Genomic DNA, 22904 nt, shown 5'->3' on the forward strand with positions numbered 1-22904 from the left:
CGACCGATTGATTAACGCTCCACCGCATCATCGCGCAGCCAGCGATGCAGGACGTCGGGGCCGATCCGGCGCGTCTCGGCCAGCCGGAAGCGCGGCGCATCGGCCAGTCGCTCGAGCCCCAGCGCGCCGATTCCGGCGCGGCCGTCGCCGCCCAGCACCACCCCGGCGCTATAGCCGATCAACTGGTCCACCAGCCCCGCGCGCAACAGGCTGGCCGCCAGCACCCCGCCGCCTTCGCAAAGGACACGGGTCAGGCCACGGACGCCCAGTTCGGCCATGACATCCTCGGGGCGGCCGGCGAGCTGCCACAGCGGGCCATGCTCCGGCCCCTCATCCGGCAGGTCGGGCAAGGGGCGCGACGAGACCACGATCCGCACCGGCTGCCGCACCGGGCCGAAGCCGCGCACGTTCAGCCCCGGCCGGTCGGCGCGCGCCGTCTCGCCGCCGACCATCACCGCGTCATGGCCCAGGCGCAGGGCATGGACATGGCGGCGGGCCTCGGCCCCGGTGATCCACTGGCTTTCGCCCGAGGCGGTGGCGATGCGGCCGTCGAAGCTGGCGCCCAGCTTCAGCGTCAGCATCGGCCGGCCGCGCTGGATGCGGCTGAGGAAACCGCGCTGCACCGCGCGGGCCTCGGCCTCGCAGATGCCTTCGGTCACGTCGATGCCGGCCGCGCGCAGGATGGCATGGCCGCGGCCGGCCACGCGCGGGTCGGGATCGGTCAGGGCGGTGACGACGCGGGCGATGCCGGCGCGGACCAGCGCCTCGGCGCAGGGCGGGGTCTTGCCGTGATGGGCGCAGGGCTCCAGCGTGACATAGGCGGTGGCGCCGCGCGCCGCCTCGCCGGCCTGGGCCAGCGCCATGACCTCGGCATGGGGGCGGCCGCCGGGCTGGGTCCAGCCGCGCCCGACCACCGCGCCGTCGCGCAGCAGGACGCAGCCCACCGCCGGATTGGGCCAGACATTGCCCAGGCCGCGCCGCGCCAGCGCCAGCGCATGGCGCATGTGGCGGCGGTCGGTCACTCCTCGACCGTCTGCGGGCGCAGCTCGGACACGAACTTGTCGAAATCGTCCGCCGCCTGGAAGTTCTTGTAGACGCTGGCGAAGCGGACATAGGAAACGGTGTCGATCCGGGCCAGCGTCTCCATCACGATCTCGCCGATGACCTTCGAGGGGATGTCGGTGTCGCCCATGCTTTCCAGCCGGCGCACGATGCCCGAGATCATCTGGTCGATGCGCTCGGGGTCGATCGGGCGCTTCTGCATGGCGATGCGGATCGAGCGCTCCAGCTTGGCGCGGTCGAAATCCTCGCGCCTTCCGCTGGACTTGACCACGACCAGGTCGCGCAGCTGCACCCGCTCATAGGTGGTGAAGCGGCCGCCGCAGGCCGGGCAGAAGCGGCGTCGGCGGATCGCCACGTTGTCTTCGGCCGGACGCGAATCCTTGACCTGCGTATCGACATTTCCACAGAAAGGACAGCGCATCCCTTGTTCCCCCAAAGCCCCGGACCCCTGCCAGTATAGGCAAGCCCAAACCGCTTGGGTAGTGCGTTGAGCGCCCTACAAGATCGGCGATGCGCGGGCTGGGCGGACTGACGCTGCGGCAATTGCGCAAGCGGGCGGGGATGCGGCGGAAATCCGGCACTGGCGTCTCGACAGGCCGTCCGGTCGCATGCAACATTCGCCCCGTCATCGGCCGCCCAGGAACAGGCCGATCAACGCGGAGGAACCCATGAAGACAACCAACCAGTTCGGCCGGCGCGCCTTTCTGACCCGCGCCACGGTTGGCGGCGCGACCGCAGCGGCCGGGGCTGCGCTTGCCGCGCCCGCCATCGCGCAAGAGATGCCCGAGGTGAAATGGCGGCTGACCTCGGCCTTCCCGAAATCGCTGGACACCATCTATGGCGGCGCCGAGGTTCTGTCGAAGTACCTGTCCGAGGCCACCGGCGGCAAGTTCCAGATCCAGGTCTTTGCCGGCGGCGAGATCGTGCCCGGCCTGCAGGCCCAGGACGCCGTCACCGACGGCACCGTCGAGGCCTGCCATACGGTCGGCTATTACAGCTGGGGCAAGGATCCGACCTTCGCGCTGGGTTCGGCCGTGCCCTTTGCGCTGTCGGCGCGGGCCATGAACGCCTGGCAATACCACGGCGGCGGCATCGACCTTTACAACGAATTCCTGGCCACCCATAACATCTTCGGCCTGCCGGGCGGCAATACCGGCGTGCAGATGGGCGGCTGGTTCCGCAAGGAAATCAACGCCGTGTCCGATCTTCAGGGCCTGAAGATCCGCGTCGGCGGCTTTGCCGGCAAGGTGCTGGAGCGGCTGGGCGCGGTGCCGCAGCAGATCGCCGGCGGCGACATCTATCCGGCGCTGGAAAAGGGCACCATCGACGCCTCGGAATGGGTCGGCCCCTATGACGACCTGAAGCTGGGCTTCTTCAAGGTCGCGCCCTATTATTACTATCCCGGCTGGTGGGAAGGCGGCCCGACCGTGCATTTCTTCTTTGCCAAGGACAAATACGAGGCGCTGCCCGAGAACTACAAGTCGCTTCTGCACACCGCGTGCCGGGCGGTCGATGCCGACATGCTGCAGAAATACGACCACCTGAACCCCACGGCTCTGAAGGAGCTGGTGGCCTCGGGGGCGCAGCTGCGCCCGTTCAGCGCCGAGATCCTGGACGCCTGCTACAAGGCCGCGAACGAGGTCTATGCCGAACTGGAAGCCTCGAACGCGCCGTTCAAGAAGATCTGGGAATCGATCAAGGGGGCGCGGGGCGACTGGTATCTCTACAACCAGACCGCCGAATATACCTATGATACCTTCATGATGATCCAGCAGCGCAACGGCACGCTCTGATCCGTCGCAAGCCTGCAATCGGGCCGCCGCGAGCGATCGCGGCGGCCCTTTTCGTTGCGGGGCGCGGGGGGCGAAGGCGGGCGGGAAACCCGCCCTGCCGATCAGTTCCCCGCCGGCTGTTGCGGGGCGGTCAGGCCCGGCGGCGGGCCTGACAGCGCCCCCAGCCCGTCCTGCGGCGCGGCCGGGGCCGGGGCCGGGGCGGTCGCCCCATCCGCCGGCGCGGCCGGCGCAGCGGGGGTGCCGAAGTTCGGCGCCCCGCCCAGGCCGCCCGGCGCGGGAATGCCGCCCGGCGCAGCGGTTCCGGGCGCGGCCGGCTGGCCGAAAGGATCGCCCAGCCCGCCGAGGCCGCCAAGCCCGCCGCCCGAGGGGATCTCGATCCTGACGTTCGAGGTATCGACCGGCGCGCCCTTGTAGTGCATGACCAGTCCGGGGAAGGTCATGACGATGGCGACCATGACCAGCTGGATGCAGACATAGGGCACCGCGCCCCAATAGATCTGCCCGGTGGTCACCGGCTGCATCATCTGCCCCGTCACCTTGTCGCGATAGGGCGATTTCGGCGCCACCGAGCGCAGGAAGAACAGCGAGAAGCCGAAGGGCGGGTGCATGAAGCTGGTCTGCATGTTCACCCCCAGCAGCACGCCGAACCAGATCAGGTCGATGCCCATCGCCTGCGCCGCCGGCGCCAGCAGCGGCACGATGATGAACGCCAGCTCGAAGAAGTCGAGGAAGAAGGCCAGCAAAAAGACCAGCACCGACACGGCGATCAGGAAGCCGTATTCGCCGCCGGGCAGCGAGGTCAGCAGATGCTCGACCCAGATATGCCCGTTCACGCCGTAGAAGGTCAGCGAGAAGACCCGCGCCCCGATCAGGATGAACATGACGAAGGCCGACAGCCGCGTCGTCGCCAGAAGCGCCTGGCGGATCACGTCATAGCTGAGCCGCCCCTTGACCCCGGCCAGCAGCAGCGCGCCGACCGCACCCATGGCGCCGCCCTCGGTGGGGGTGGCGATGCCCAGGAAGATCGTGCCCAGCACCAGGAAGATCAGCGCCAGCGGCGGGATCAGCACGATGACGACCTGCTGCGCCAGCCGCGACATCAGGTTGATCTTCAACGCCCGGTCCAGCAACGCCAGCACATAGATCACGATCACCGCCAGCGAGGGGGCGAGGATATCGGCATCCTTGCCATGGGTCGGGTAGAGCCAGCGGAAGGCCAGCCAGGCCATGCCCACGGTCAGCGCCAGCGCCACCAGCAGCGAGGTGACGCCCGAGCCCAGCGTCCGCGCCTCTTTCGGCAGGGCCGGCAGGCTGTTCGGCCGGATGAACGACATGACGAAGATATAGAGCATGTAGATCCCGGTCAGCACCAGGCCGGGAATCAGCGCGCCCTTGTACATGTCGCCCACCGAACGGCCGAGCTGGTCGGCCAGCACGATCAGCACCAGCGAGGGCGGGATGATCTGCGCCAGCGTCCCCGAGGCCGCGATGGTGCCCGAGGCGATGCGCCGGTCATAGCCATAGCGCAGCATGATCGGCAACGAGATCAGCCCCATGGCGATGACCGAGGCCGCGACCACGCCGGTCGTCGCCGCCAGCAGTGCGCCGACGATGATCACCGCATAGGCCAGGCCGCCGCGGATCGGGCCGAAAAGCTGGCCCACCGTGTCCAGCAGATCCTCGGCCATGCCGGATTTCTCCAGCACGATGCCCATGAAGGTGAAGAAGGGGATGGCCAGCAATGTCTCGTTCGACATCACCCCCCATAACCGCTCGGGCATGGCGTTCAGCAGGGGCCAGCTGAGGTTGATGTTGCCGCCCGACAGCGGTGCCAGTTCGACGCCGATGACGAAGAACAAAAGCCCGTTCGCCGCCAGCGCGAAAGCCACCGGATAACCGAAGAGCAGGAAGATCACCAGCGAGGCGAACATGATCGGCGCCATGTTCTGCGCGATGAAGATCATCATTTGCGGGACTCCCCGTCCTTCGTCTCGTCCTCGATCGCGGCCGTCATCTCGCGCACCATGATCTCGCCCTCCATGGCGGCGGCCTCATGGGCCGAGACGAAGGGGTTGGGATCCTCGATGATGCCGCGCATGACGGCGATCTTCTTGATGATCTCGGAAATGCCCTGGAAGAACAGCATGACAAAGCCGGCCAGCAGCAGCATCTTGGCCGGCCACAGCACCAGCCCGCCGGCATTGGTCGAGACCTCGCCGCGGTAGTAGGAGCGCATCGCCCAGGGGTAGAGATACCAGATCATCAGCGTGACGAAGGGCATCAGGAAGAACACATGCCCGATCAGGTCGATCCAGTGCTGGCGGCGGCGGCGCCACATGCCATAGATGATGTCGATGCGGATATGCTCGTTCTCCTTCAGCGTATAGGCCGCGGCGCCCAGGAAGGCGGCACCATAGAGATACCATTGCAACTCCAGCCAGGCATTGGACGAGGTGTTCAGCACCTTGCGGATGACCGCATTCCCGGCGCTGACCAGCACGGCGACCAGGATCAGCCAGCTTGCGCCGCGGCCGATGACCGAATTGACGCGGTCGATGCCGCGAGAAAGCCCCAGCAGGGCACCCATATGAAAAACCTCCCCAAAACAATGGCCGCCCCTTGCCGTGGCGGCGGCGGATAATCCCCACCTTTCATGTAGCCGTTTGGTATGAGTGAAGTGCAAAAACCCGTCAAGAAAAAGGCGACGCGACGTAACGGCGCTTAGGCAAGGGCGGCCAGCGCCACCAGCCCGGCCGTCTCGCCCGCCTGTTGCATGGCGCCCAGCACGTCGCCGGTCTGGCCGCCAAGCGCCCGCAGGGCCCGGCGCGCCAGCCAAAGCTGCGCCGCCGCCACCGCCGCGGCCAGCACCAGCCAGCCCGCCGCCGGATGCGGCAGGCCAAGCGCCGGCAGCATCAGCGCCGCGGCTCCCAGCGCCAGGGCGGCGAGCATCGCGCCGCGCGTCGGCCGCCCCGCCGCATGGCCCAGCCCGTCGTGGCGTGCAGGCGGCATCAGCCCCAGCCCCAGCGCCATCCCCGCGCGCGAGGCCGCCGCCAGCCCGGCCACGGCCGCCGCGGCCAGCCAGGGCTGGGCGACCAGCGCCGCGATCGCCGCCACGCGCAGTCCGGTGACCAGGACCAGCGCCAGCACGCCATAGCTGCCGATGCGGGAATCGCGCATGATCTCCAGCCGGCGCTCACGGGTCGCGCCGCCGCTGCCATCGGCGCAATCGGCCAGCCCGTCCTCGTGCAGCGCGCCGGTGGCAAGGATCATGGCGCCGACCGCCAGAAGCGCCGCGACCATCCCCGGCAGCCCGGCAAGGGCCGCCAGCCCCAGCACGGCGGCACCGATGAACCCCACGGCAAGCCCCACCAGCGGAAAGGCCCAGGCCGCCTGCGCCAGCGTCGGCGGCGAGGCGGGCAGAAGCCGCCCCACGGGCAGCCGGGTCAGCCAGACCAGCGCCAGCGCCGCCTGCGCCAGAAGCCTAGCCAATCCCGGCCTCGGCGAATGTGGCCATGCCGTTGTGGCATTCCAGCGCCGCGCGCAGGATCATCAGCGCCACCGCCGCGCCCGAGCCCTCGCCCAGCCGCATGTCCAGCGTCACCACCGGCTTCTTCTGCATCACCGCGACCAGCCGGCGGTGGCCCGGCTCGGCGCTTTCATGGCCGATCAGGCAATGGTCCAGCGCGTTGCGGTCGTTGACCAGCAACACGCCCGCCGCCGCCGAGCAGATGAACCCGTCCAGGATCACCGGGATGCCCAGCTCGCGCGCGCGGATCACCGCACCGCAGATCGCCGCCTGCTCGCGCCCGCCATAGGAGCCCAGGATCGAGGCCGCCGTCGCCGCGCCCTTGTGCCGCTTGAGCCCGGCCTCGACGGCGGCGATCTTGCGGGCCAGCACCTCGTCGTCGGCGCCGGTGCCGGGGCCGACCCAATCCTCGGCCGTGCCGCCGAAGGTCGCCGCCGCCAGCGCCGCCGCGACGGTGGAATTGCCGATCCCCATCTCGCCCAGCAGGATCACGTCGGCCTGCGCGTCCACGGCGTTCTTGCCGGTCTGGATGGCGGCGACCAGGTCGTCGACCTCCATCGCCATACCTTGGGTGAAATCGCCGGTCGGCCGGTCGAGGTCCAGCGCGATCACCTGCAATTCAGCGCCGGAGAGCCGGCAAAGCTGGTTGATCGCCGCGCCGCCCTGGCGGAAATTCTCGACCATCTGGGCGGTGACTTCGACCGGGAAGGGGTTCACGCCCTGCTGGGTGACGCCGTGGTTGCCGGCAAAGACCAGCGCCTGCGCGCGCTCGATCCGCGGGCGCTCGCGCCCCTGCCAGCCGGCCATGAACACCGCCAGTTCCTCGAGCCGGCCCAGAGAGCCGGGGGGCTTGGTCAGCTGGTCCTGGCGGTCGCGGGCGGCGGCGGCGGCGGATTGATCGAACTCTTTCACGGTGTCCCTCTTTGCGGTTTGAGGCGCAGCGGCAGGCCGCTGACGGCCATCCAGACCTCGTCGGCGATCCCGGCCACGGCCTGGTTCATCCAGCCATGCTCGTCCCGAAAGCGGCGGGCAAGCGCGTTTTCGGGCACGATGCCCAGTCCCAGCTCGTTCGTCACCACGACCACCGGGCTTTTCTGCGCATCCAGCGCCCGGCAAAGCGCGCGGACATGCGGGCCGGGCTGGCCCTCGGCCATGACGTTGGACAGCCACAGCGTCAGGCAATCGACCAGCCGCACCCCCTGCCCGTCCGTGCGCGCCAGCGCGCCGGCCAGGTTGCGCGGCTCTTCGATCGTGCGCCAGCCGTCGCTGCCGCGCCGGTCGCGGTGCAAGCCGATGCGCTGCGCCATCTCGTCGTCCCAGGCCTCGGCCGTGGCGATATAGATGCGCCCGCCCTCATGGTCGGCGGCGATGGATTCGGCCAGGGCGGACTTGCCCGAGCGGGCGCCGCCGGTGACCAGGGTGATGCGCGGGTGCTTGCTCATGAAGCTGTTGTTTCACAAGGCCGGGCGCTGCGAAAGCCGGAAAACGCCGCGGCTGTCTTACAGGTTCCGGTTGCCTGCCGGGCGGCGGCCGGCGCAGCATGCAGCCATGAAGATCGACCCGATTCGCGAAACCACCGACGAGGCCCGCGCCCTTGCCCGGCAATTGCTGGAGGGCGCGCGCCATGCCAGCCTGGGCACGCTCGACCCCGATACGGGGGGGCCGCTGGTCACGCGCATCGCGCTGCAGACCGATGCGGATGGCGCGCCGCTTGCGCTGCTTTCGGGGCTTGCCGCGCATACGCGGGCGCTGGCGGCCGATCCGCGCGCCGGGCTGCTGATCGCGGCCGAGACAGCCAGGGGCGACGCCATGACCCATGCCCGCCTGTCGATCCTTGGCCGTGCCGCCCCGGTCGCACCGGACGCGGCGCGCCGCGCCCGCTGGCTGGCACGCGATCCCAAGGCCAAGGTCTATCTGGACCTGCCGGATTTCCGCTTCTGGCGGATCGAGCCGGTCTCGGCCCTGCTGAACGCGGGCTTCGGCCAGGCGTTCCGGCTGCTGCCGCCGGACATGCTGAAACCCCCGGCGGAATGATCCGCCGAGGGCGAAGGCCGGCATCATAAGGGCAGCGTCAGTCCGGGTTGTCCATGCGCAGCCGCAGGCTGACCGAGCCGCGCACCGCCGCGCCCCAGTTCAGCGCAACCTGTTGCCGCGTGGTTCCCAGCGCGGTCTGCACCCAGGGCATCTCGGACACGCGGGCATTGGCGGCATTGGTGATCTGGCTGGTGGCGATGATGGACTGGACGTTGCGCACCCAGCCGTTGAAGGGCAGCGCATGGTCCACCGTCACCAGCCAGCGGTTCGAGGCGCTGGCCTGGTTATGCGCCACGTCGACCGGGTTGGCGACATAGCTGTTCACGCCGTTGAACATGTTGCCCTGGAACTGGATGTTGCGCATGCGCTGATAGTTCATGTCGGCGAATGTGGTGTCCACCTTCTCGATCCGGGCGATCTTGTTGAACAGCGACTTGAACACATTGCCCATCACCGCAAGCCCGTGGATGAAATGGCCGCTGCCATAGGGCTTGACCACCAGCCAGTTGAAGCCCAGCGTCGTGTTCGAGGCCAGGAAGGTGTTGCCGGTGATGGTCAGCCCGCCAAAGGAATATTCCTCGCCGTCGAAATTCGGATAGGGGTCATGCTCGTTCGTCCATTCGATCGAGCAATTGTCGATATAGTTCCCGGTCACGGTCGCCTGCAGGTTGGTCTGGGTCAGCACCAGCCCGCCGAAGCGCACGCCGTTCTGGGCATTGTCGCCCTGGAACCAGTGATTGCCCTCGATCATGTGGCCGCCGCCGTTCATCACCGCGAAATGCGCGAAGCGGATGAAGCGGCTGTGGCGGATCTTGGCGTCGTTGTTGTTGACGTTCAGCGCGACGGTGGTGCGGTTCTGCGCCAGGTCGCCCATCTCGTTGGACAGGAATTCGCAGCGGTCCACCAGCATCCCCTGGCAGGACGAGCCGATCGAGGTGATGCCGCGATCCCTGGGCCGGGTGAAGTAGCAGTCGCGGAAACAGTTCATGTTGCCGGTCTTGGCCAGCATGACGCCGCTGGCATTGCCCTCCAGCAGGAACTCGATGTCGTCGAAGTTGAAGCGGCTCAGATGCTCCATCCCCGAGAAATCGAAGGCATAGCGATAGCGGCTGAAGGTATAGTTGCGCGTGCCCGCCCCGCCGTAAAGCGGCTGCGACAGCGTCAGCGTCCCGGCGGCGACGTTCCGGGCCAGGACATAGACCTCGCGGCCGACGCCGTTGCCGGTGACGCGGGCGCCGACCTCGATATTGGCGATGTTGGCGACGGCCGAAAGCACCTGGGGCTGCGCCGGGTCGTAGGTCGCGGCCGATGTCGCCGCCCGCGTATCCCAGGCCGGGCCGGGCACGATGCTGACCTGGCCATTAGCGATGACGCGGCGGTTGGCAAAGCTGGTCATGCCCGGCACCGCGTCCGAAATGCTGATCGGCTCGGCCAGATGCACGTTGCGGCCGCAAAGGTCCAGCACCGCATGGTCGGTAAAGCCCAGCAGCGCCTGCAGCGCCCGCTTCATCCCCTCGGTCTCGTCGCCGAAGGCCGCGGCATAGGTCGGAAAGTCGAAGCTGCGCGTCAGCGACAGCCGCGCCGTGCGCGGCATGGCCAGCGTGCCGACGAAACGGACCGGCGAGGACAGGCTCAGGTCCGAGCCGATGCGATAGCTGCCCTCGGGCACCAGCACCTGCCGCCCGGCCGCGGCCTGGTCGGCGGCGAGGAAGGCGCCGCGGTCGTCGGTGGTCCCGTCGCCCATGGCGCCGAAATCGCGCACATCGACCCAGTCCAGCATCCCCGGCACGAAGGCGGCGGTCACGTCCTCGATCACGATGCTCTCGATGCGGATCGAGCCGTTGTTGTCCCCGGTCAGGTCCAGCCCGAAATGGCCAAAGGCGGCGCTGCGCCCCCAGGCCATGTCCACGCCCTCGCGCCGGCCGGTGCCGACGATGGCCGAGACCTCGACCACCTGCCCATAGCCCGGCAGCGTGACCGCAGGGCCGGTCTGCGGCACGCCCGCCACGTTGTTGCCGGCGGCATTGCCGGCAAAGGCGGCGATGCGCACCTGCGGCAGGTTGCCGGCAATGGCCTTGACCCTGGCCGCGATGCGCAGATAGCTGCCGGGATTGATCGGCGTGCGCTGCATGTAGCGGATCTGCGTCACCGCCTCTTGCTTGAGGATTTCCAGGCAACTGCCGAAATCCTCGTCCGCCGGCACGATGGCCGCATTCGCCACCCCCGCCCAGGTCGGCGATCCCGCCCTGCCATCCGTCCGGGACCACTGATCCAGGCCCAGCCGGAAGGCGCGCGGCATCAACGACTGGTTGCCGATAATCGCAATGGTCATGCCAATTCTCCCCTAATCCAGAACGTGCGAGGCGGTTGCCCGCGCGGTCCGGTAGGAATCTGGCAATCTCGCGTTAACGGGTCGTTAACCATGCGCGCGCGGCAACAAGGCCGCGCGCAACAAAGAATTCCCGTGCCGGTTCAGGCGGTTGGTTCGGAAACCAGCTCGCCGGCCAGCGCCCGCTCGATCAGGGCGCGGGTTTCGGCCACGCCGTAAAGCGCGATGAAGCCGCCGAAGCGCGGCCCCTGGTCGGCACCCAGCAACACCTGGTAGAGCGCCTGGAACCAGTCCTTCATCGGCTCGAACCCGTGTTCGCGGCCGATGGCAAAGACCATGGTCTGCAGGGCCTCGGCATCGGCGGGCTGGCTCCATGCCGCCAGCCGCCCGGCCAGATCCTCCAGCGCCCGGCGCTCGATTTCCGTGGGGGCGCGGAAGCTGCGGGTCGGCGCCACGAAATCGTTGAAATAGCGCACCGCGAAGGCGGCGGCTTGGTCCAGCGTCGGATGGGTCTCGGGGCTGGCCTCGGGCGCATAGCGGCGGATGAAGCCCCAGAGCCCCTCCTTGTCCTTGGCGCCGGCCACCGAGGCGAGATTCAGCAGCATCTGGAACGGCACCACCATGTCCGAGGCCGGAACCGCGCCGCCATGGATGTGCCAGACCGGGTTGGCCAGCTGCTGCTCGACCGTCTGGTCGGGATAGGCGCGCAGCTGCTGGTGGTATTCGTCCACCGCCTTGGGGATGACGTCGAAATACATCCGCTTCGCCGTCTTGGGCTTCTGGAACATGAAATAGGACAGGCTCTCGGTCGCGGCATAGGTCAGCCATTCGTCGATCGACAGCCCGTTGCCCTTGGACTTGCTGATCTTCTGCCCGTGCTGGTCCAAAAACAGCTCATAGGTGAAATGCTCGGGCGGGCGGCCGCCCAGGATCTTGCAGATGCCGTCATAGATCGGGGTGTTGGTGGAGTGATCCTTGCCATACATCTCGAAATCCACGTCCAGCGCCGCCCAGCGGGCGCCGAAATCCGGCTTCCATTGCAGCTTCACATGGCCGCCGGTGACGGGCAGCGTCAGCTCCTCGCCGTCCTCGTCGTCGAAGGTGACGGTGCCGGCCTTGGCGTCGACATGCTTGATCGGCACGTAAAGCACCTTGCCCGACTTGGGGCTGATCGGCAGGAAGCAGGAATAGGTCTGCTGGCGCTCTTCGCGCAAGGACGCCAGCATGACCTCCATGATGGCGTCATAGCGTTCCGCGGCCAGCAGCAGCGTCGCGTCGAACTGGCCCGACTTGTAGAACTCGGTCGCGCTGATGAATTCGTATTCGAAGCCGAAGGTGTCCAGGAACCGGCGCAGCATGGCGTTGTTGTGCCCGCCGAAGCTGTCGTATTCGCCGAAGGGATCGGGCACCGTGGTCAGGGGCTCTTGCAGGTGCCGGCGCAGCATCTCTTGCTGGGGCACGTTGTCGGGCACCTTGCGCATGCCGTCCATGTCGTCCGAAAAGCAGAACAGCCGCGTCGGGATGTCCGAGATGATCTCGAAGGCGCGGCGGATCATGGTCGTGCGCGCCACCTCGCCGAAGGTGCCGATATGCGGCAGGCCCGAGGGGCCGTAGCCGGTCTCGAACAGGACATAGCCCTTTTCGGGATTCTTCTTCTCGTAGCGTTTCAGCACGCGGCGGGCCTCCTCGAAGGGCCAGGCCTTGGATTTCATCGCGGCGTCACGCAGGGCGGTCATTTTCGGGTCTCCATTGGGTCGAGACTTCCCCGTATTGAAACGGCGCCGGATGGTCAATAATTACCCCCGGAAACGCAAGGAGAAATGCCATGCCCGACAGCCTGCCCTCGTTCTCGCCCTGCGACGCGCTGGTCGCGGTCATGGTGGCGGTCTCGGCCTCGGACCAGAACCCGCGCACCGCCGAGCTGGTCGCCATCGAGCGGGCGGTGAACCATACGCCGGTCTTTGCCGCCTATGACATCGACCGCGTCCGTGCCGTGTCGCAGACGGTGGTGACGCTCTTCGAGGAAGAGGACGGGCTGGACGCGCTTTTCGGCCTGGTGCGCGAGGCGCTGCCGGAAAAGATGTTCGACACCGCCTATGTCCTGGCCTGCGACGTCGCCGCCTCGGACGGCCGCCTGGGCGAGATCGAGGCCGAGATGCTGGCCGAGATCCGCGACCAGCTGGAGATCGACCGCCTGCACGCCGCCGCCATCGAGCTCGCCGCCCGCGCCCGCCATCGCGTGCTTTGAAGCGCCCCGGCGGTTTCGCGGCCGCATGGGTATTTGGAGAACGAAGAAGTCAGAGGCTGGCGACCCAGCCCTCGACCAGCGCCTGCTGGAGGCGTTTGGAGCGCTTGGTCCAGCCGATGACGCCCTCGGGCAGTTCCTGGCCCTGGCTGGCGGCGCGGCGCGGCTCGTCGCCGGTCAGGATGGCGAAGGCCAGCTCGCGCCCGCCGGGGCCCTGGGCGTAGCCGGCAAGGTTCGAGACGAAGTTCAGCGTCCCGGTCTTGGCCTCGATGGCGATGTCGCTGTCCTTGCGCTTGCCGCGCGCGTCCTTCAGCGGGATCGGCTTCAGCAGCCTGCGCAGGCCGCGCGCCCGTCCCGGCCCGGCCATCAGCCCCGCCAGCATCCGCGCATCGGCACGGTTCGCGGGCGAGAGGCCGGAATGGTCGTGGAAGGCGAAATCGCCGCCGACCCCCTGCCCGCGCAGCCAGTCCGCCATCGCCGCGGCCGAGGCCGCCACGTCGCCCGCACGACTGGCGGCCAGCCCGATCGCCTCGGCGGTCAGGTTGGTCGAATATTCCAGCATGCCCTGGACGATCTCGCGCAGGGGCGGGCTGTCGTGGCGGGCGATCCCGGCCCCTTCGGGCAGGATCTCGATCACCTCGGGATCGGGCAGCGCCAGGCCGCGGGCGCGGCACAGCGTCTGGAACACGTCGCCCGCGTAAAGCTCGGGGCGGCGGACGGGCAGCCAGCGGCTGCCGGACTTGCCCAGGCCGCGCCGGGCGATGGTCCAGCTTTCCAGCTTGCCCGCCTCGTAGGTGAAGAGCGGCAGCCCCCGGTCGACCGCCGCGATCGCGGCCGTATAGGCCCTGGGCGACAGCTTGCGGCCCCGCGCCTGCAAGGACAGCCGATAGCCTGCCTCGCCCTGCCGCCAGTCCAGATGCACCCGGTTGAAGTTCAGGATCATCCCCGAGATCGAGGGGTTGTAGGGCAGATGCTCGTCCTGCGCCGGGTCCAGCCGGCCGATGCGCGGCAGCGCCCCGCCCCAGACGGCAAAGGCGGTGGGCGCCGGGCGACCGGCGGCCTTTTCGTCGGCGACCGCGGCCGCGGCCAGTTCGTCCAGCGCATCGGTGTCCAGCAGCGGATCGCCGCCGCCCGCCAGGATCAGCGTGTTGCCGGCGCGGATGACCCTGGTCGTGAAGCAATGCCCCTCGCCCAGCCGGTCCAGCGCGTAAAGCGCCGTCACCGCCTTGAGCGTGCTGGCCGGGGCCATGGGCCGGTCGGCCTGCCGCTGGGCGAGCATCCGGCCCGAGGCCGGGTCGATCACCGCAAAGGCCACCGTCCCGCCAAGCCCGGCCGCGGCGATCAGCGCCTCGGCGTCGAAGCCCGCGGGGCGCGCGGCCGGCCTTTGCTGGGCCGGCGCCATGCGGGGAGCCAGCGCCAGCAGCCCCAGCCCCGCCACGAAGCCACGCCGCGTCCATCCGTTCATGCGCGTCCTTTCGGCCCCAGCGCACGGATGGCGCTGGAACTCAGCTTGTTCAGCGGCAGGTTTATCATCACCCAGGCCGGCGGCCCAGACCGGGCGAGTTCACGCGCCCGCGACTCGGGCAGGCGCGCGCGCCACAGCAGCCGCGCCGCGCGCGAGAACCGCGCCGGCATCCGCCAGCCCGGCCGGGCGATCACGCCGATCGGCACCCGCGCCGCGATGTCGCGCCAACGGTCCCAGCGGTCGAACTGGACCAGGTTGTCCGCCCCCATCAGCCAGACGAAGCGCACGCCGGGGTAAAGCCGCTGCAGCGCGGCGATGGTGTCGCGGGTCATGCGGGTGCCGAGCCGGGCCTCGATGCCGGTGATCTCGACCCTGGGGTCGCGCATGAGGTGCCGCGCGCGGTCGATGCGCTGCGACAGCGGCGCCGGCCCGTGCGGCTTCAGCGGATTGCCGGGGCTGACCAGCCACCAGATCCGGTCGAGGCCGAAGCGGCGCAGCGCCTCCTGGGTGATATGGACATGGCCTTCATGCGCGGGATCGAAGGAACCACCCAGAAGGCCCACGGCCATGCCCGGCCGCGCGATGGGAAAGCCGGCGCGCATCGGCTAGAACAGGCCCTGCACATGGCCGTCGCCGTCCAGCCCCACGCGCAGCGCCGCGGGGTCGCGCGGCAGGCCGGGCATGGTCATGATGTCGCCGCAGATCGCCACCACGAAGCCCGCGCCGGCCGACAGCCGCACCTCGCGCACCGGGATGGTAAAGCCCTCGGGCGCGCCAAGCGCCGAAGGGTTGGCGGAAAAGGAATATTGCGTCTTGGCCATGCAGACCGGCAGATGGCCGTGCCCGGCCCGCTCCCATTCCTCGAGCCGCTCGAGGATATGCGGCAGGAACTCGACCTGGCCGGCGCGATAGACCTGGCGGCAGATGGTCTCGATCTTCTCGGCCAGGGGCATCTCGTCGGGATAGAGCGGCGTGAAATCCGCCCCGCCCTCGGCCAGCGCGACCACGGCGCGGGCCAGATCCTCGGCCCCCCTGCCGCCCTCGGCCCAGTGCCGGCACAGCACGGCCTGAACGCCATGCCCGCGGCAATGATCGGCAAGCGCCGCGATCTCGGCCTCGGTATCGCCGGCGAAATGGTTGATCGCCACCACCACCGGCAGGCCGAAGCGGCGCAGGTTCTCGATATGCCGGCCCAGGTTCGCGCAGCCGGCCCGCAGCGCCGCGACATTCTCGGCCCCCAGGTCGGCGCGGGCCACGCCGCCGTTCATCTTGAGCGCCCGCACCGTCGCCACCAGCACCGCCGCGTCGGGTTGCAGCCCGGCCAGCCGGCACTTGATGTTCAGGAACTTCTCGGCCCCCAGGTCGGCGCCGAAGCCCGCCTCGGTCACGACATAGTCCGACAGCGCCAGCGCCGTGCGCGTCGCCATGACCGAGTTGCAGCCATGCGCGATATTGGCGAAGGGCCCGCCATGGACCAGCGCCGGGTTGTTCTCCAGCGTCTGCACCAGGTTCGGCTGCAAGGCGTCGCGCAGCAGCACCGTCATCGCGCCCTCGGCACCCAGGTCATGCGCAGTCACCGGCCGGCGGTCGAAGGTCTGGCCGATGACGATGCGGCCCAGCCGCGCCTGCAAATCGGCCAGGTCCGAGGCCAGGCACAGGATCGCCATCACCTCGGAGGCGACGGTGATGTCGAAGCCGCATTCGCGCGGCACGCCGTTGGCCGGCCCGCCAAGCGCCACCACCACCTGCCGCAGCACCCGGTCGTTCATGTCCATGACCCGGCGCCATGTCACCCGGCGCGGGTCGATGCGCAGCGCGTTGCCCCAGTGGATATGGTTGTCGATCATCGCCGCCAGCAGGTTGTGCGCGCTGGTCACGGCATGGAAATCGCCGGTGAAATGCAGGTTCATGTCTTCCATCGGCACGATCTGCGCATGGCCGCCGCCCGCCGCCCCGCCCTTCATGCCGAAATTCGGCCCCAGCGAAGCTTCGCGGATGCAGACCGTCGCGCGCTTGCCGATGCGGTTCAGCGCGTCGCCCAGGCCCACGGTGGTCGTGGTCTTGCCTTCGCCCGCCGGGGTCGGGTTGATCGCAGTGACCAGGATCAGCCGGCCCTGCGGCCGCCCGGCCAGCCCGGCGATGGCCTCATGCGCGATCTTGGCCTTGTCGCGGCCATAGGGCAGGAAATCGGCCTCGGCCAGGCCCAGGCGGCCGGCGATCTGCGCGATGGGCAGCTTTTGCGCCTCGCGGGCGATCTGGATGTCCGATTTCATGATCCCTCCTCGGTCTGCGGCCGACAGTTGAGCGGCTGGGGCCCGCCAAGGCAAGCCCCCGCACGCCCTAGCCCAGCCCGAGGCGTGTCCGCAACGGCGGCAGCCAGATTTCCCGCCGCATCCAGGCCGCCGAGATGGCCCAGAAGGCCACCACCAGCCAGATGTCGATGGCCAGCCGGGTCCAGATATTCGCCGCGCCGGGCGGCACGGTCATGTCCAGCGCATCGCCCCAGATCGACAGCATCACGCAGACGATGAAGGAAAACAGCCCGCCGCGGCCGATCTCGGCCAGCGCCTCGCCCGGCACGGTGGCGGCCATCCAGGCAAAGGGCCGCGCCAGGGGCACCGCCACCATCCAGCTTGCTGCAAGAATGGCGGTGAAGCGCATGAAATCCAACGACCATTTGTCGATGCCGCCGGTGATCTGGCGCAGGAACTGGCTGACGGGCTTGGCGGGCGCGCCGATCTTCCAGGCGATCACGATGGTCAGCCCGAAGAGCAGCACCCCCACCGAGATCCAGGTCAGCGGCGCCGAATAGCGCCGCAGGACCGGCATGATCCGCTCGCGGAAGGCACCCATGGCGACGCCGGCAAAGAACAGGAGCTGCCAGCCGAAGGGGTTGAACAGCAGCCCCGGCCCCGGCCGCTGGTTGGGGATCAGCGCGTTCAGCGGCTGGGCAAAGACCCAGACCAGCACCGAAACCGCCATGGCGAGCCAGGGCCAGCGCAACAGGAAGGGCACCGTCACCGGCACGGTGGCGATCAGCAGCACGTAAAGCGCCAGCACGTCGAGCAGGTTCGGCTGCATCCACATCAGCGCCACGGTGGCGACATAGCCGATGGGATGTTCGATGATCCAGCGCGCATATTGAAACCAGACCGCGGTATGGTTCATGTGCAGCTGGAACAGCAGCGCCGAGAACAGCGCCAGCAGGATGGCGCCGGCGATCAGCGCCAGCCAGACCTGCGCCGCGCGGCGCAGGAAGCGGATCTGCGCGGCGCGGCGGCCCTCGCGCGCCTCGACCTTGACCCAGACCATGCCGACCAGGAAGCCCGACAGCAGCACGAACAGCTCGGCCGCGTCGAAGACGGCGAAATTGGTCAGCGTCAGGTTGCGCAGCACCCCGATCGGCATGTGGTCCAGCATGATGCAGACCAGCGCATAACCGCGCAGCATGTCCAAAGCGGCGATGCGTTTCATTGCGGCAACTTCGCGAAGGCTTCGATCAGCGCGCGGTTCTCGATCAGCGCCAGTTGCTCGGCCGGGCCCAGGAAGCGCAGCGCCTGCGCCTGCGAGGCGGCATGGCCGATCTTGGCCTCGGCCGAGATGGCGTCGAGCCGCTCTTCGACCGGGCCGCGCGGCGCGGCGGGCAGCAGCGCCAGGATGCGCGCGCGCAACGCCGCATCGCGCCCCAGCGCCTCCAGCCCCCCGCGCGGCAGGCCGCCGGCAATGCGGAAGTCCAGGACGTTGGCGGCGGTCAGCACCTCGGGGGGCTGGCGCTCTTCGGGGGTGACCAGCAGGCCCTGGCGGCGCGCCCAGCGGCCAAAGACCGGGCTGGCCGACCAGCGCGAGGTCAGGGGCGACAGGATCAGCCCGGCCAGGATCGGCGACAGCCAGACCAGTTGCCAGGGCGACAGGAAGGCCAGCACCACCAGCGTCGCGACCCCCAGGACGACATGCAGCGCATGGCGGCGCAGCACGACGTGCCAGGGCGGCATCTGGCCGGCGCGGACCTGCGCCTCCCAGCCGGAATCGCGGCCGCGCAGGATCTCGATGATCTGCCGGGTCTGGATCAGCATCTGCACCGGCGCGATCAGCGCGGAAAGCACGATCTCGAACATGGCCGAGGCCAGAAGCCGCACGTTGCCGCCCGAATCCTTGGCCAGCGGCCGCAGCCAGGCGCGGAAGATGGCGATGAACTTGGGCACCAGCAGGAAGGACATGGCGGCGATGAACAGCCACAGCATCCGCACCGGGTCGAAGGTCGGCCAGGTCGGGAACAGCTGGTAGGTCTGCGGGAAATAGTCCGGCCGCGACAGCAGCACATTGGCCGACAGCGCCAGCCCGACCAGGATCAGCATCAGCCAGATCGGCGACATCAGGAAGCCCAGGATGCCGATGACGAAATGCGCCCGGCTGATCCAGGCGAAGCTGCGCGAAAAGATCAGCCGCGCATGCTGCAGGTTGCCCTGCGCCCAGCGGCGCTCGCGCACGGCCATGTCCAGCAGCGTGGGCGGGCAGCCCTCGAAGCTCTGGCGCAGGTCGTGGTCCAGCCGCACCTTCCAGCCGGCGCGGCGCAACAGCGCGGCCTCGACGAAATCGTGGCTCAGGATGGTGCCGCCAAAGGGCGGCCTGCCCGGCAGTTCCGGCAACCCGCAGCATTGCGCGAAGGCGCCGACGCGGATGATGGCGTTGTGGCCCCAGAAATTGCCGCTGTCTCCCGACCAGGCGGCGACGCCGCGGGCGACGGCCGGGCCATAGATGCGGCCGGCGAATTGCGTCAGCCGGGCGAAGATGGTCTGGCCGCCGACCAGCATCGGCATGGTCTGGATCAGCCCGACGGCCGGATCGGCGTTCATCCGCGCCGACAGCGCCTTGATCGTCGCCGCACCGACCACGCTGTCGGCGTCCAGCACCACCATCTGGTCATAGCGCCCGCCCCAGCGGCGCACGAAATCGCCGACATTGCCCGCCTTGCGCCCCTTGTTGAAGCTGCGGCGCCGATACCAGACCGGCACCGGCGAGATGTCGCGCAGCCGGCTGATCGCCGCCATCTCCTCGAATACGGCCTGCGGCTCGTAGCTGTCCGACAGCACGAAGATCTCGGCCCGCTCGCCCAGGCCCTCGCGGTAGAGGTCGCGCGCCAGCGCCGCCAGAAGGCCGGCCGTCGCCGCCGCGTTCTCGTGATAGACCGGCATGACCACGGCAAGGCGCGCCTGGTTCGGCCCCTCCGGGTTGCGCAGCCGCCGCGCGAAGATCCCCGAGACCATCGAGGTAAAGGAAAACCCGACCCAGGTGAAGGTCAGCGCGAACAGCACCAGCAGCACCGATTGCAGCCAGGTCATGTTCGTGCCGAAGGTCAGCATCATCTGCCGCCAGCCCAGCCAGGCGATCGCCGCCGCGCCGCCAAAGGCAGTCAGCCGCGCCGCGATCGTGCCCAGGCCCGGCCAGCGGCTGTCCGGCCCCAGGGGCGGGCGGGCACGGAAATCCTGCTCGGGCATGTCCAGCGGCGCCTCGGGCGGCGTCGCCGGGCCTTCGGATTGCGGCAGGTCCAGCGCCTCCCAGCCCTCTTCCGCGGACAGAGGCAGGGGACGGTTCTGGCTGGCCGGATGCCCGCCCGGCTGGCTGTGGGTCGCGCCCATGTCGGTCACTCGCGCGTCCAGCGGGCGATCCAGGTCTCGCTGAGCGGACCGTTCGGACCGTTCAGCACCGCCGAGAGATCGGCCAGCTTGGCGCCTTCGGGCAGGTATTCGAAGGCCAGCCGCATCCGGCCCTGCTCGGGCAGGCGCAGCAGGTAGCTGTGCCCGATCCGCCCGGCCGAGGCGCGCAGCTGCGGCACCGGATCGTCCGAGCCGAACAGCCCCAGGTCGAAATCGACGATATAGGTGCGGCCGTTGGGATTGTTGATCGCCTGGCCCGACATGGTCTCGAGCACGCGGGAAATTGGTGCGCTGTCAGGGACTTCGGCAGCAAATGTCAGAATGTAGTTGAAGTCGTAGCGATTGCCCTTGGCCAATGTGTCGGCCGGCTGCCAGAACGAGACGATATTGTCGTTGAACTCGTTCTCGACCGGGATCTCGATCAGCGTGACCGTGCCCTTGCCCCATTCGTCCTGCGGCGCGATCCAGGCCGAGGGGCGCTTTTCATAGCGCGCCTCGGCATCCTTGTAGGATTCGAAATCGCGCGCGCGCTGCGCCAGGCCGAATCCCAGCGGATCATTGTCCATGAAGGCCGAGACCTGCAAGGTGCTGTGCCCCGACAGCACCCGCCACAGCCGCTGTTCGCTGCCAGTCAGCATCTGCAACCCGTCGCTGTCATGCACCGCGGGGCGATAGTCGTCCACGCGCGAGCGGTCGGTCGGCCCGAACCAATACATCGAGGTCAGGGGCGCGATGCCTGCGTTGCGCATGTCCTGGCGCGGAAACAGCGAGACGCGGGTGTCGAAGACCGTCTCGGCGCCCGGCGTGATGCGGAACTCGAACGCGCCCGAGACCGAGCGGCTGTCGAGCAGCGCATGGACCAGCACGGAACGGTCCTGCGATCCGGGCTTGTGGATCCAGAAGCCGCGAAACAGCGGGAACTCCTCGCCCTCGGCGCTGCCGGTGCCGATGGCCAGGCCGCGCGCCGAGAGGCCGTAAAGCGTGCCGCGCGCCACGGCGCGGAAATAGCTGGCGCCCTGGAAGACCGCGATCTCGTCCATCACGTCGGGACGGTTCAGCGGCGCGCGCAGGCGGAACCCCGACCAGCCCATGTTGCCCAGCGTCTCGTAATCGACGCCGTCGGGGAATTGCACCGGGTCGAAGTCGAACATGTGCGGATCGAACCGGACCGGAATCACCACCCCCTCGTCGACCAGGGCGATGTCCACCGGCTCGTGGAAGATCGCGCCCGGCGGCAGCAGGTCCAGCGCGAAATCGCGGCTGCCGGCCCAGGGGTCGCGGTCGCGGCGGAACCGGATGCCGCGATACTGGTCATAGGTCAGGTTGCCGAAGCTGCCGACCAGCTCGGCATCGCGGTATTCATAGGGATTGGCGGCCAGATCCCTGGCCATCGCGGCGACATCCTCGAAGCCGAAGGGCCTGGGCGCGGCCTCCTCGGCCGGTTCGGCGGCGGCTTCCGGCTGGGCCTCGGGGCTTTCCTGCGCCAGGGCCGCCCCCAGCGAGGCTGACAGCGCGCTGACGGCCGACACGGCCGCACCGGCAGAAAGGACAAATTCACGACGACGCATCGACCGACCCCATGTTTCGGGCAGGAAAGCCCGGAAATTCCGGGGGGATTTCGCATTGCCGCGCGCATCAGGCAAGCCTTTTCGCGCCGAAAGGCAGGGTCTTGCCGAGAGGTTGATCGGAATTGCCGCGCCAAAGGGCCGCGCCGGCCCGAAAGCCCGCGCGGCCCGATGTGCCTGCCGCCTGCCTCAGCGGTTGATTTCCCGCGTGACCTGCCCCTTGGGGCTCAGCTCGACCGCGACCGGCTCGCCCTCGGGGTTCACCGCCTGCGCCAGGACGCGCGTCCCGTCCTGCATGATCTCGCCGATGCGGCTGTAGCCGGCCGAGGTCAGCGCCATGCGCACCTCGCCCCGGTCAAGCTGGTCCGGCGACAGCGCGCCCTGGCGCTGCGGCGCGGGCGCCTCGCCGGCAGGGGCCGGCGCCTCTCCGGCGGGGGCCGGCGGCGGCGGCATGTCGCGGCCCGGCCCGCGGTCCCAGCCGCGCTCGCCCCCGCGATCCCCGCGCGGCCCATGGTCCCAGCCCCGCGGGCCGTCGCCGCGGTGATGGCCGCGACGCATGTCCCGGCGGTCGTGGTCGTGTTTGCCCTGCCAGCCCTTGCCACGATCGCCGCCGCGCTCGGCATCGCCGCGGCCAAAGCGCATCAGCGTGCCGTCCTGGGTAAAGGCGGCGCGCACGCCCTGCTTGCCGTCGCCCTGCCCGGCCAGCATCACGCCGCGCTCACCGGAAAACACCGCCTTCAGCCCGCCCAGCTCGCCGAAGACCGCGCTGTCGCGCACGGGCTGCGGCACCAGCTGATCGACCAGCGCCTGCGGCAACACGCCGTCGCCCTTGGCGCGCAGCCCGCGCAGCTGGCCCTTGTCGTCCAGCATGGCGTCGATCTGCGTGCCGTCGGGCAGCTTGCCCTCCAGCCGGGTGGCGCCACGCGGGCCGCGCTTGCTGGTCACGTCGGTCAGCCCGGCATCCTGCAACACCTGCGGCAGCGCGACCGGCGCCTGGGCCTGGGCCTGGGCCTCGGCCGCGGGCGGGGGCGCGGCGGGCGTCTCTTGCGCCAGCACGGGGGCCGAGAACGCCGCCAGCAGGGCCGAAAGCGCGATCGAGGTCGAGAGTTTTCTGCTCATCTCTGGTTCCTTCCTTATCGGGGCATCCTCAGCGGCCCCGGACGAATCGGGTAATAGCCCCTGTCGCGCCAACCAAAGACCAACGACCCGTTTGGCTTTCATTTGGATTTCG

General features: G+C 69.2%; 19 protein-coding genes. 3 read left to right on the plus strand and 16 right to left on the minus strand.

Annotation, left to right across the window (positions count from 1 at the left end; genetic code table 11):
• Positions 1 to 11: 11 nt before the first annotated feature.
• Together ribD and nrdR are read right to left on the minus strand one after the other, a co-directional pair.
• The gene (gene ribD / locus E3U25_RS14720; RefSeq protein ID WP_116222463.1) at positions 12 to 1004 is read right to left on the minus strand and encodes a bifunctional diaminohydroxyphosphoribosylaminopyrimidine deaminase/5-amino-6-(5-phosphoribosylamino)uracil reductase RibD; all 993 of its coding nucleotides are present in this window, start codon (positions 1002 to 1004) and stop codon (positions 12 to 14) included.
• Positions 1005 to 1018: 14 nt separating this feature from the next.
• A complete protein-coding gene (nrdR, locus tag E3U25_RS14725; RefSeq protein ID WP_036751029.1) occupies positions 1019 to 1483 on the minus strand; it encodes a transcriptional regulator NrdR in 465 nt (154 codons plus the stop codon).
• Positions 1484 to 1730: 247 nt separating this feature from the next.
• On the opposite strand from nrdR, the gene E3U25_RS14730 reads away from it, so the two are divergent.
• A complete protein-coding gene (locus E3U25_RS14730) occupies positions 1731 to 2855 on the plus strand; it encodes a TRAP transporter substrate-binding protein (protein ID WP_036751032.1) in 1125 nt (374 codons plus the stop codon).
• 101 nt (positions 2856 to 2956) lie between these two features.
• On the opposite strand, the gene E3U25_RS14735 is transcribed toward E3U25_RS14730, so the two are convergent.
• The 5 genes from E3U25_RS14735 to cobU form a co-directional block, all read right to left on the minus strand.
• Positions 2957 to 4822 carry a TRAP transporter large permease gene (locus E3U25_RS14735; RefSeq protein ID WP_116222351.1) on the minus strand — a complete coding sequence of 622 codons (1866 nt, stop codon included), beginning with the start codon at positions 4820 to 4822 and terminating at the stop codon, positions 2957 to 2959.
• Complete coding sequence (locus tag E3U25_RS14740; RefSeq protein ID WP_036751038.1) at positions 4819 to 5442, minus strand: TRAP transporter small permease subunit; 624 nt, start codon at positions 5440 to 5442, stop codon at positions 4819 to 4821. Before E3U25_RS14740 ends, E3U25_RS14735 begins: the two co-directional genes overlap by 4 nt.
• Positions 5443 to 5576: 134 nt before the next feature.
• The gene (gene cobS / locus E3U25_RS14745) at positions 5577 to 6344 is read right to left on the minus strand and encodes an adenosylcobinamide-GDP ribazoletransferase (RefSeq protein WP_116222350.1); all 768 of its coding nucleotides are present in this window, start codon (positions 6342 to 6344) and stop codon (positions 5577 to 5579) included.
• Entirely contained in the window at positions 6337 to 7293 is a 957-nt protein-coding gene (gene cobT / locus E3U25_RS14750; protein ID WP_036751042.1) for a nicotinate-nucleotide--dimethylbenzimidazole phosphoribosyltransferase, read from the minus strand. The genes cobS and cobT overlap by 8 nt, the downstream gene beginning before the upstream one ends.
• Positions 7290 to 7823, minus strand: coding sequence for a bifunctional adenosylcobinamide kinase/adenosylcobinamide-phosphate guanylyltransferase (cobU, locus tag E3U25_RS14755; RefSeq protein ID WP_116222349.1), 534 nt, complete (start codon positions 7821 to 7823; stop codon positions 7290 to 7292). Before cobU ends, cobT begins: the two co-directional genes overlap by 4 nt.
• Positions 7824 to 7929: 106 nt before the next feature.
• Here cobU and E3U25_RS14760 point away from each other — a divergent pair, with 106 nt between their 5' ends.
• Positions 7930 to 8415, plus strand: coding sequence for a HugZ family pyridoxamine 5'-phosphate oxidase (locus E3U25_RS14760; protein WP_116222462.1), 486 nt, complete (start codon positions 7930 to 7932; stop codon positions 8413 to 8415).
• A 37-nt stretch (positions 8416 to 8452) separates the two neighbouring features.
• On the opposite strand, the gene E3U25_RS14765 is transcribed toward E3U25_RS14760, so the two are convergent.
• A complete protein-coding gene (locus E3U25_RS14765; protein ID WP_116222348.1) occupies positions 8453 to 10747 on the minus strand; it encodes a glycosyl hydrolase family 28-related protein in 2295 nt (764 codons plus the stop codon).
• A 140-nt stretch (positions 10748 to 10887) separates the two neighbouring features.
• Positions 10888 to 12480 (minus strand): lysine--tRNA ligase, encoded by a 1593-nt coding sequence (locus E3U25_RS14770; protein WP_116222347.1) that lies wholly within the window; start codon positions 12478 to 12480, stop codon positions 10888 to 10890.
• 89 nt (positions 12481 to 12569) lie between these two features.
• Here E3U25_RS14770 and E3U25_RS14775 point away from each other — a divergent pair, with 89 nt between their 5' ends.
• Complete coding sequence (locus E3U25_RS14775) at positions 12570 to 12992, plus strand: tellurite resistance TerB family protein (protein WP_036751052.1); 423 nt, start codon at positions 12570 to 12572, stop codon at positions 12990 to 12992.
• A 49-nt stretch (positions 12993 to 13041) separates the two neighbouring features.
• On the opposite strand, the gene E3U25_RS14780 is transcribed toward E3U25_RS14775, so the two are convergent.
• From E3U25_RS14780 to E3U25_RS14810, 7 genes are all read right to left on the minus strand, one after another.
• Positions 13042 to 14454 (minus strand): D-alanyl-D-alanine carboxypeptidase, encoded by a 1413-nt coding sequence (locus tag E3U25_RS14780; RefSeq protein ID WP_116222346.1) that lies wholly within the window; start codon positions 14452 to 14454, stop codon positions 13042 to 13044.
• Positions 14451 to 15056, minus strand: a complete 606-nt coding sequence (locus tag E3U25_RS14785; protein ID WP_072462850.1) for a nicotinate-nucleotide adenylyltransferase — start codon at positions 15054 to 15056, stop codon at positions 14451 to 14453. Before E3U25_RS14785 ends, E3U25_RS14780 begins: the two co-directional genes overlap by 4 nt.
• Positions 15057 to 15059: 3 nt before the next feature.
• Positions 15060 to 16727 carry a formate--tetrahydrofolate ligase gene (locus E3U25_RS14790; RefSeq protein ID WP_114536241.1) on the minus strand — a complete coding sequence of 556 codons (1668 nt, stop codon included), beginning with the start codon at positions 16725 to 16727 and terminating at the stop codon, positions 15060 to 15062.
• Positions 16728 to 16794: 67 nt separating this feature from the next.
• Positions 16795 to 17928: an OpgC domain-containing protein gene (locus E3U25_RS14795; protein ID WP_116222345.1), complete on the minus strand. Its 1134-nt coding sequence runs from the start codon at positions 17926 to 17928 to the stop codon at positions 16795 to 16797.
• Positions 17925 to 20090, minus strand: a complete 2166-nt coding sequence (mdoH, locus tag E3U25_RS14800; protein WP_244295248.1) for a glucans biosynthesis glucosyltransferase MdoH — start codon at positions 20088 to 20090, stop codon at positions 17925 to 17927. The genes E3U25_RS14795 and mdoH overlap by 4 nt, the downstream gene beginning before the upstream one ends.
• A 5-nt stretch (positions 20091 to 20095) precedes the next feature.
• A complete protein-coding gene (locus E3U25_RS14805) occupies positions 20096 to 21676 on the minus strand; it encodes a glucan biosynthesis protein G (protein WP_036751065.1) in 1581 nt (526 codons plus the stop codon).
• Positions 21677 to 21862: 186 nt separating this feature from the next.
• Entirely contained in the window at positions 21863 to 22792 is a 930-nt protein-coding gene (locus E3U25_RS14810; protein WP_116222343.1) for a hypothetical protein, read from the minus strand.
• Positions 22793 to 22904 lie beyond the last annotated feature (112 nt).

The sequence above is a fragment of the Paracoccus versutus genome (assembly GCF_029909795.1).
Classification (GTDB): Bacteria; Pseudomonadota; Alphaproteobacteria; order Rhodobacterales; family Rhodobacteraceae; genus Paracoccus; species Paracoccus versutus.

Coding starts and splice junctions, on each gene's coding strand:
- ribD (WP_116222463.1), bottom strand. CDS start 1,004: ATGCGCCATGCGCTGGCGCTGGCGCGGCGCGGCCTGGGCAATGTCTGG.
- nrdR (WP_036751029.1), bottom strand. CDS start 1,483: ATGCGCTGTCCTTTCTGTGGAAATGTCGATACGCAGGTCAAGGATTCG.
- E3U25_RS14730 (WP_036751032.1), top strand. CDS start 1,731: ATGAAGACAACCAACCAGTTCGGCCGGCGCGCCTTTCTGACCCGCGCC.
- E3U25_RS14735 (WP_116222351.1), bottom strand. CDS start 4,822: ATGATGATCTTCATCGCGCAGAACATGGCGCCGATCATGTTCGCCTCG.
- E3U25_RS14740 (WP_036751038.1), bottom strand. CDS start 5,442: ATGGGTGCCCTGCTGGGGCTTTCTCGCGGCATCGACCGCGTCAATTCG.
- cobU (WP_116222349.1), bottom strand. CDS start 7,823: ATGAGCAAGCACCCGCGCATCACCCTGGTCACCGGCGGCGCCCGCTCG.
- E3U25_RS14760 (WP_116222462.1), top strand. CDS start 7,930: ATGAAGATCGACCCGATTCGCGAAACCACCGACGAGGCCCGCGCCCTT.
- E3U25_RS14765 (WP_116222348.1), bottom strand. CDS start 10,747: ATGACCATTGCGATTATCGGCAACCAGTCGTTGATGCCGCGCGCCTTC.
- E3U25_RS14770 (WP_116222347.1), bottom strand. CDS start 12,480: ATGACCGCCCTGCGTGACGCCGCGATGAAATCCAAGGCCTGGCCCTTC.
- E3U25_RS14775 (WP_036751052.1), top strand. CDS start 12,570: ATGCCCGACAGCCTGCCCTCGTTCTCGCCCTGCGACGCGCTGGTCGCG.
- E3U25_RS14780 (WP_116222346.1), bottom strand. CDS start 14,454: ATGAACGGATGGACGCGGCGTGGCTTCGTGGCGGGGCTGGGGCTGCTG.
- E3U25_RS14785 (WP_072462850.1), bottom strand. CDS start 15,056: ATGCGCGCCGGCTTTCCCATCGCGCGGCCGGGCATGGCCGTGGGCCTT.
- E3U25_RS14790 (WP_114536241.1), bottom strand. CDS start 16,727: ATGAAATCGGACATCCAGATCGCCCGCGAGGCGCAAAAGCTGCCCATC.
- E3U25_RS14795 (WP_116222345.1), bottom strand. CDS start 17,928: ATGAAACGCATCGCCGCTTTGGACATGCTGCGCGGTTATGCGCTGGTC.
- mdoH (WP_244295248.1), bottom strand. CDS start 20,090: ATGGGCGCGACCCACAGCCAGCCGGGCGGGCATCCGGCCAGCCAGAAC.
- E3U25_RS14805 (WP_036751065.1), bottom strand. CDS start 21,676: ATGCGTCGTCGTGAATTTGTCCTTTCTGCCGGTGCGGCCGTGTCGGCC.
- E3U25_RS14810 (WP_116222343.1), bottom strand. CDS start 22,792: ATGAGCAGAAAACTCTCGACCTCGATCGCGCTTTCGGCCCTGCTGGCG.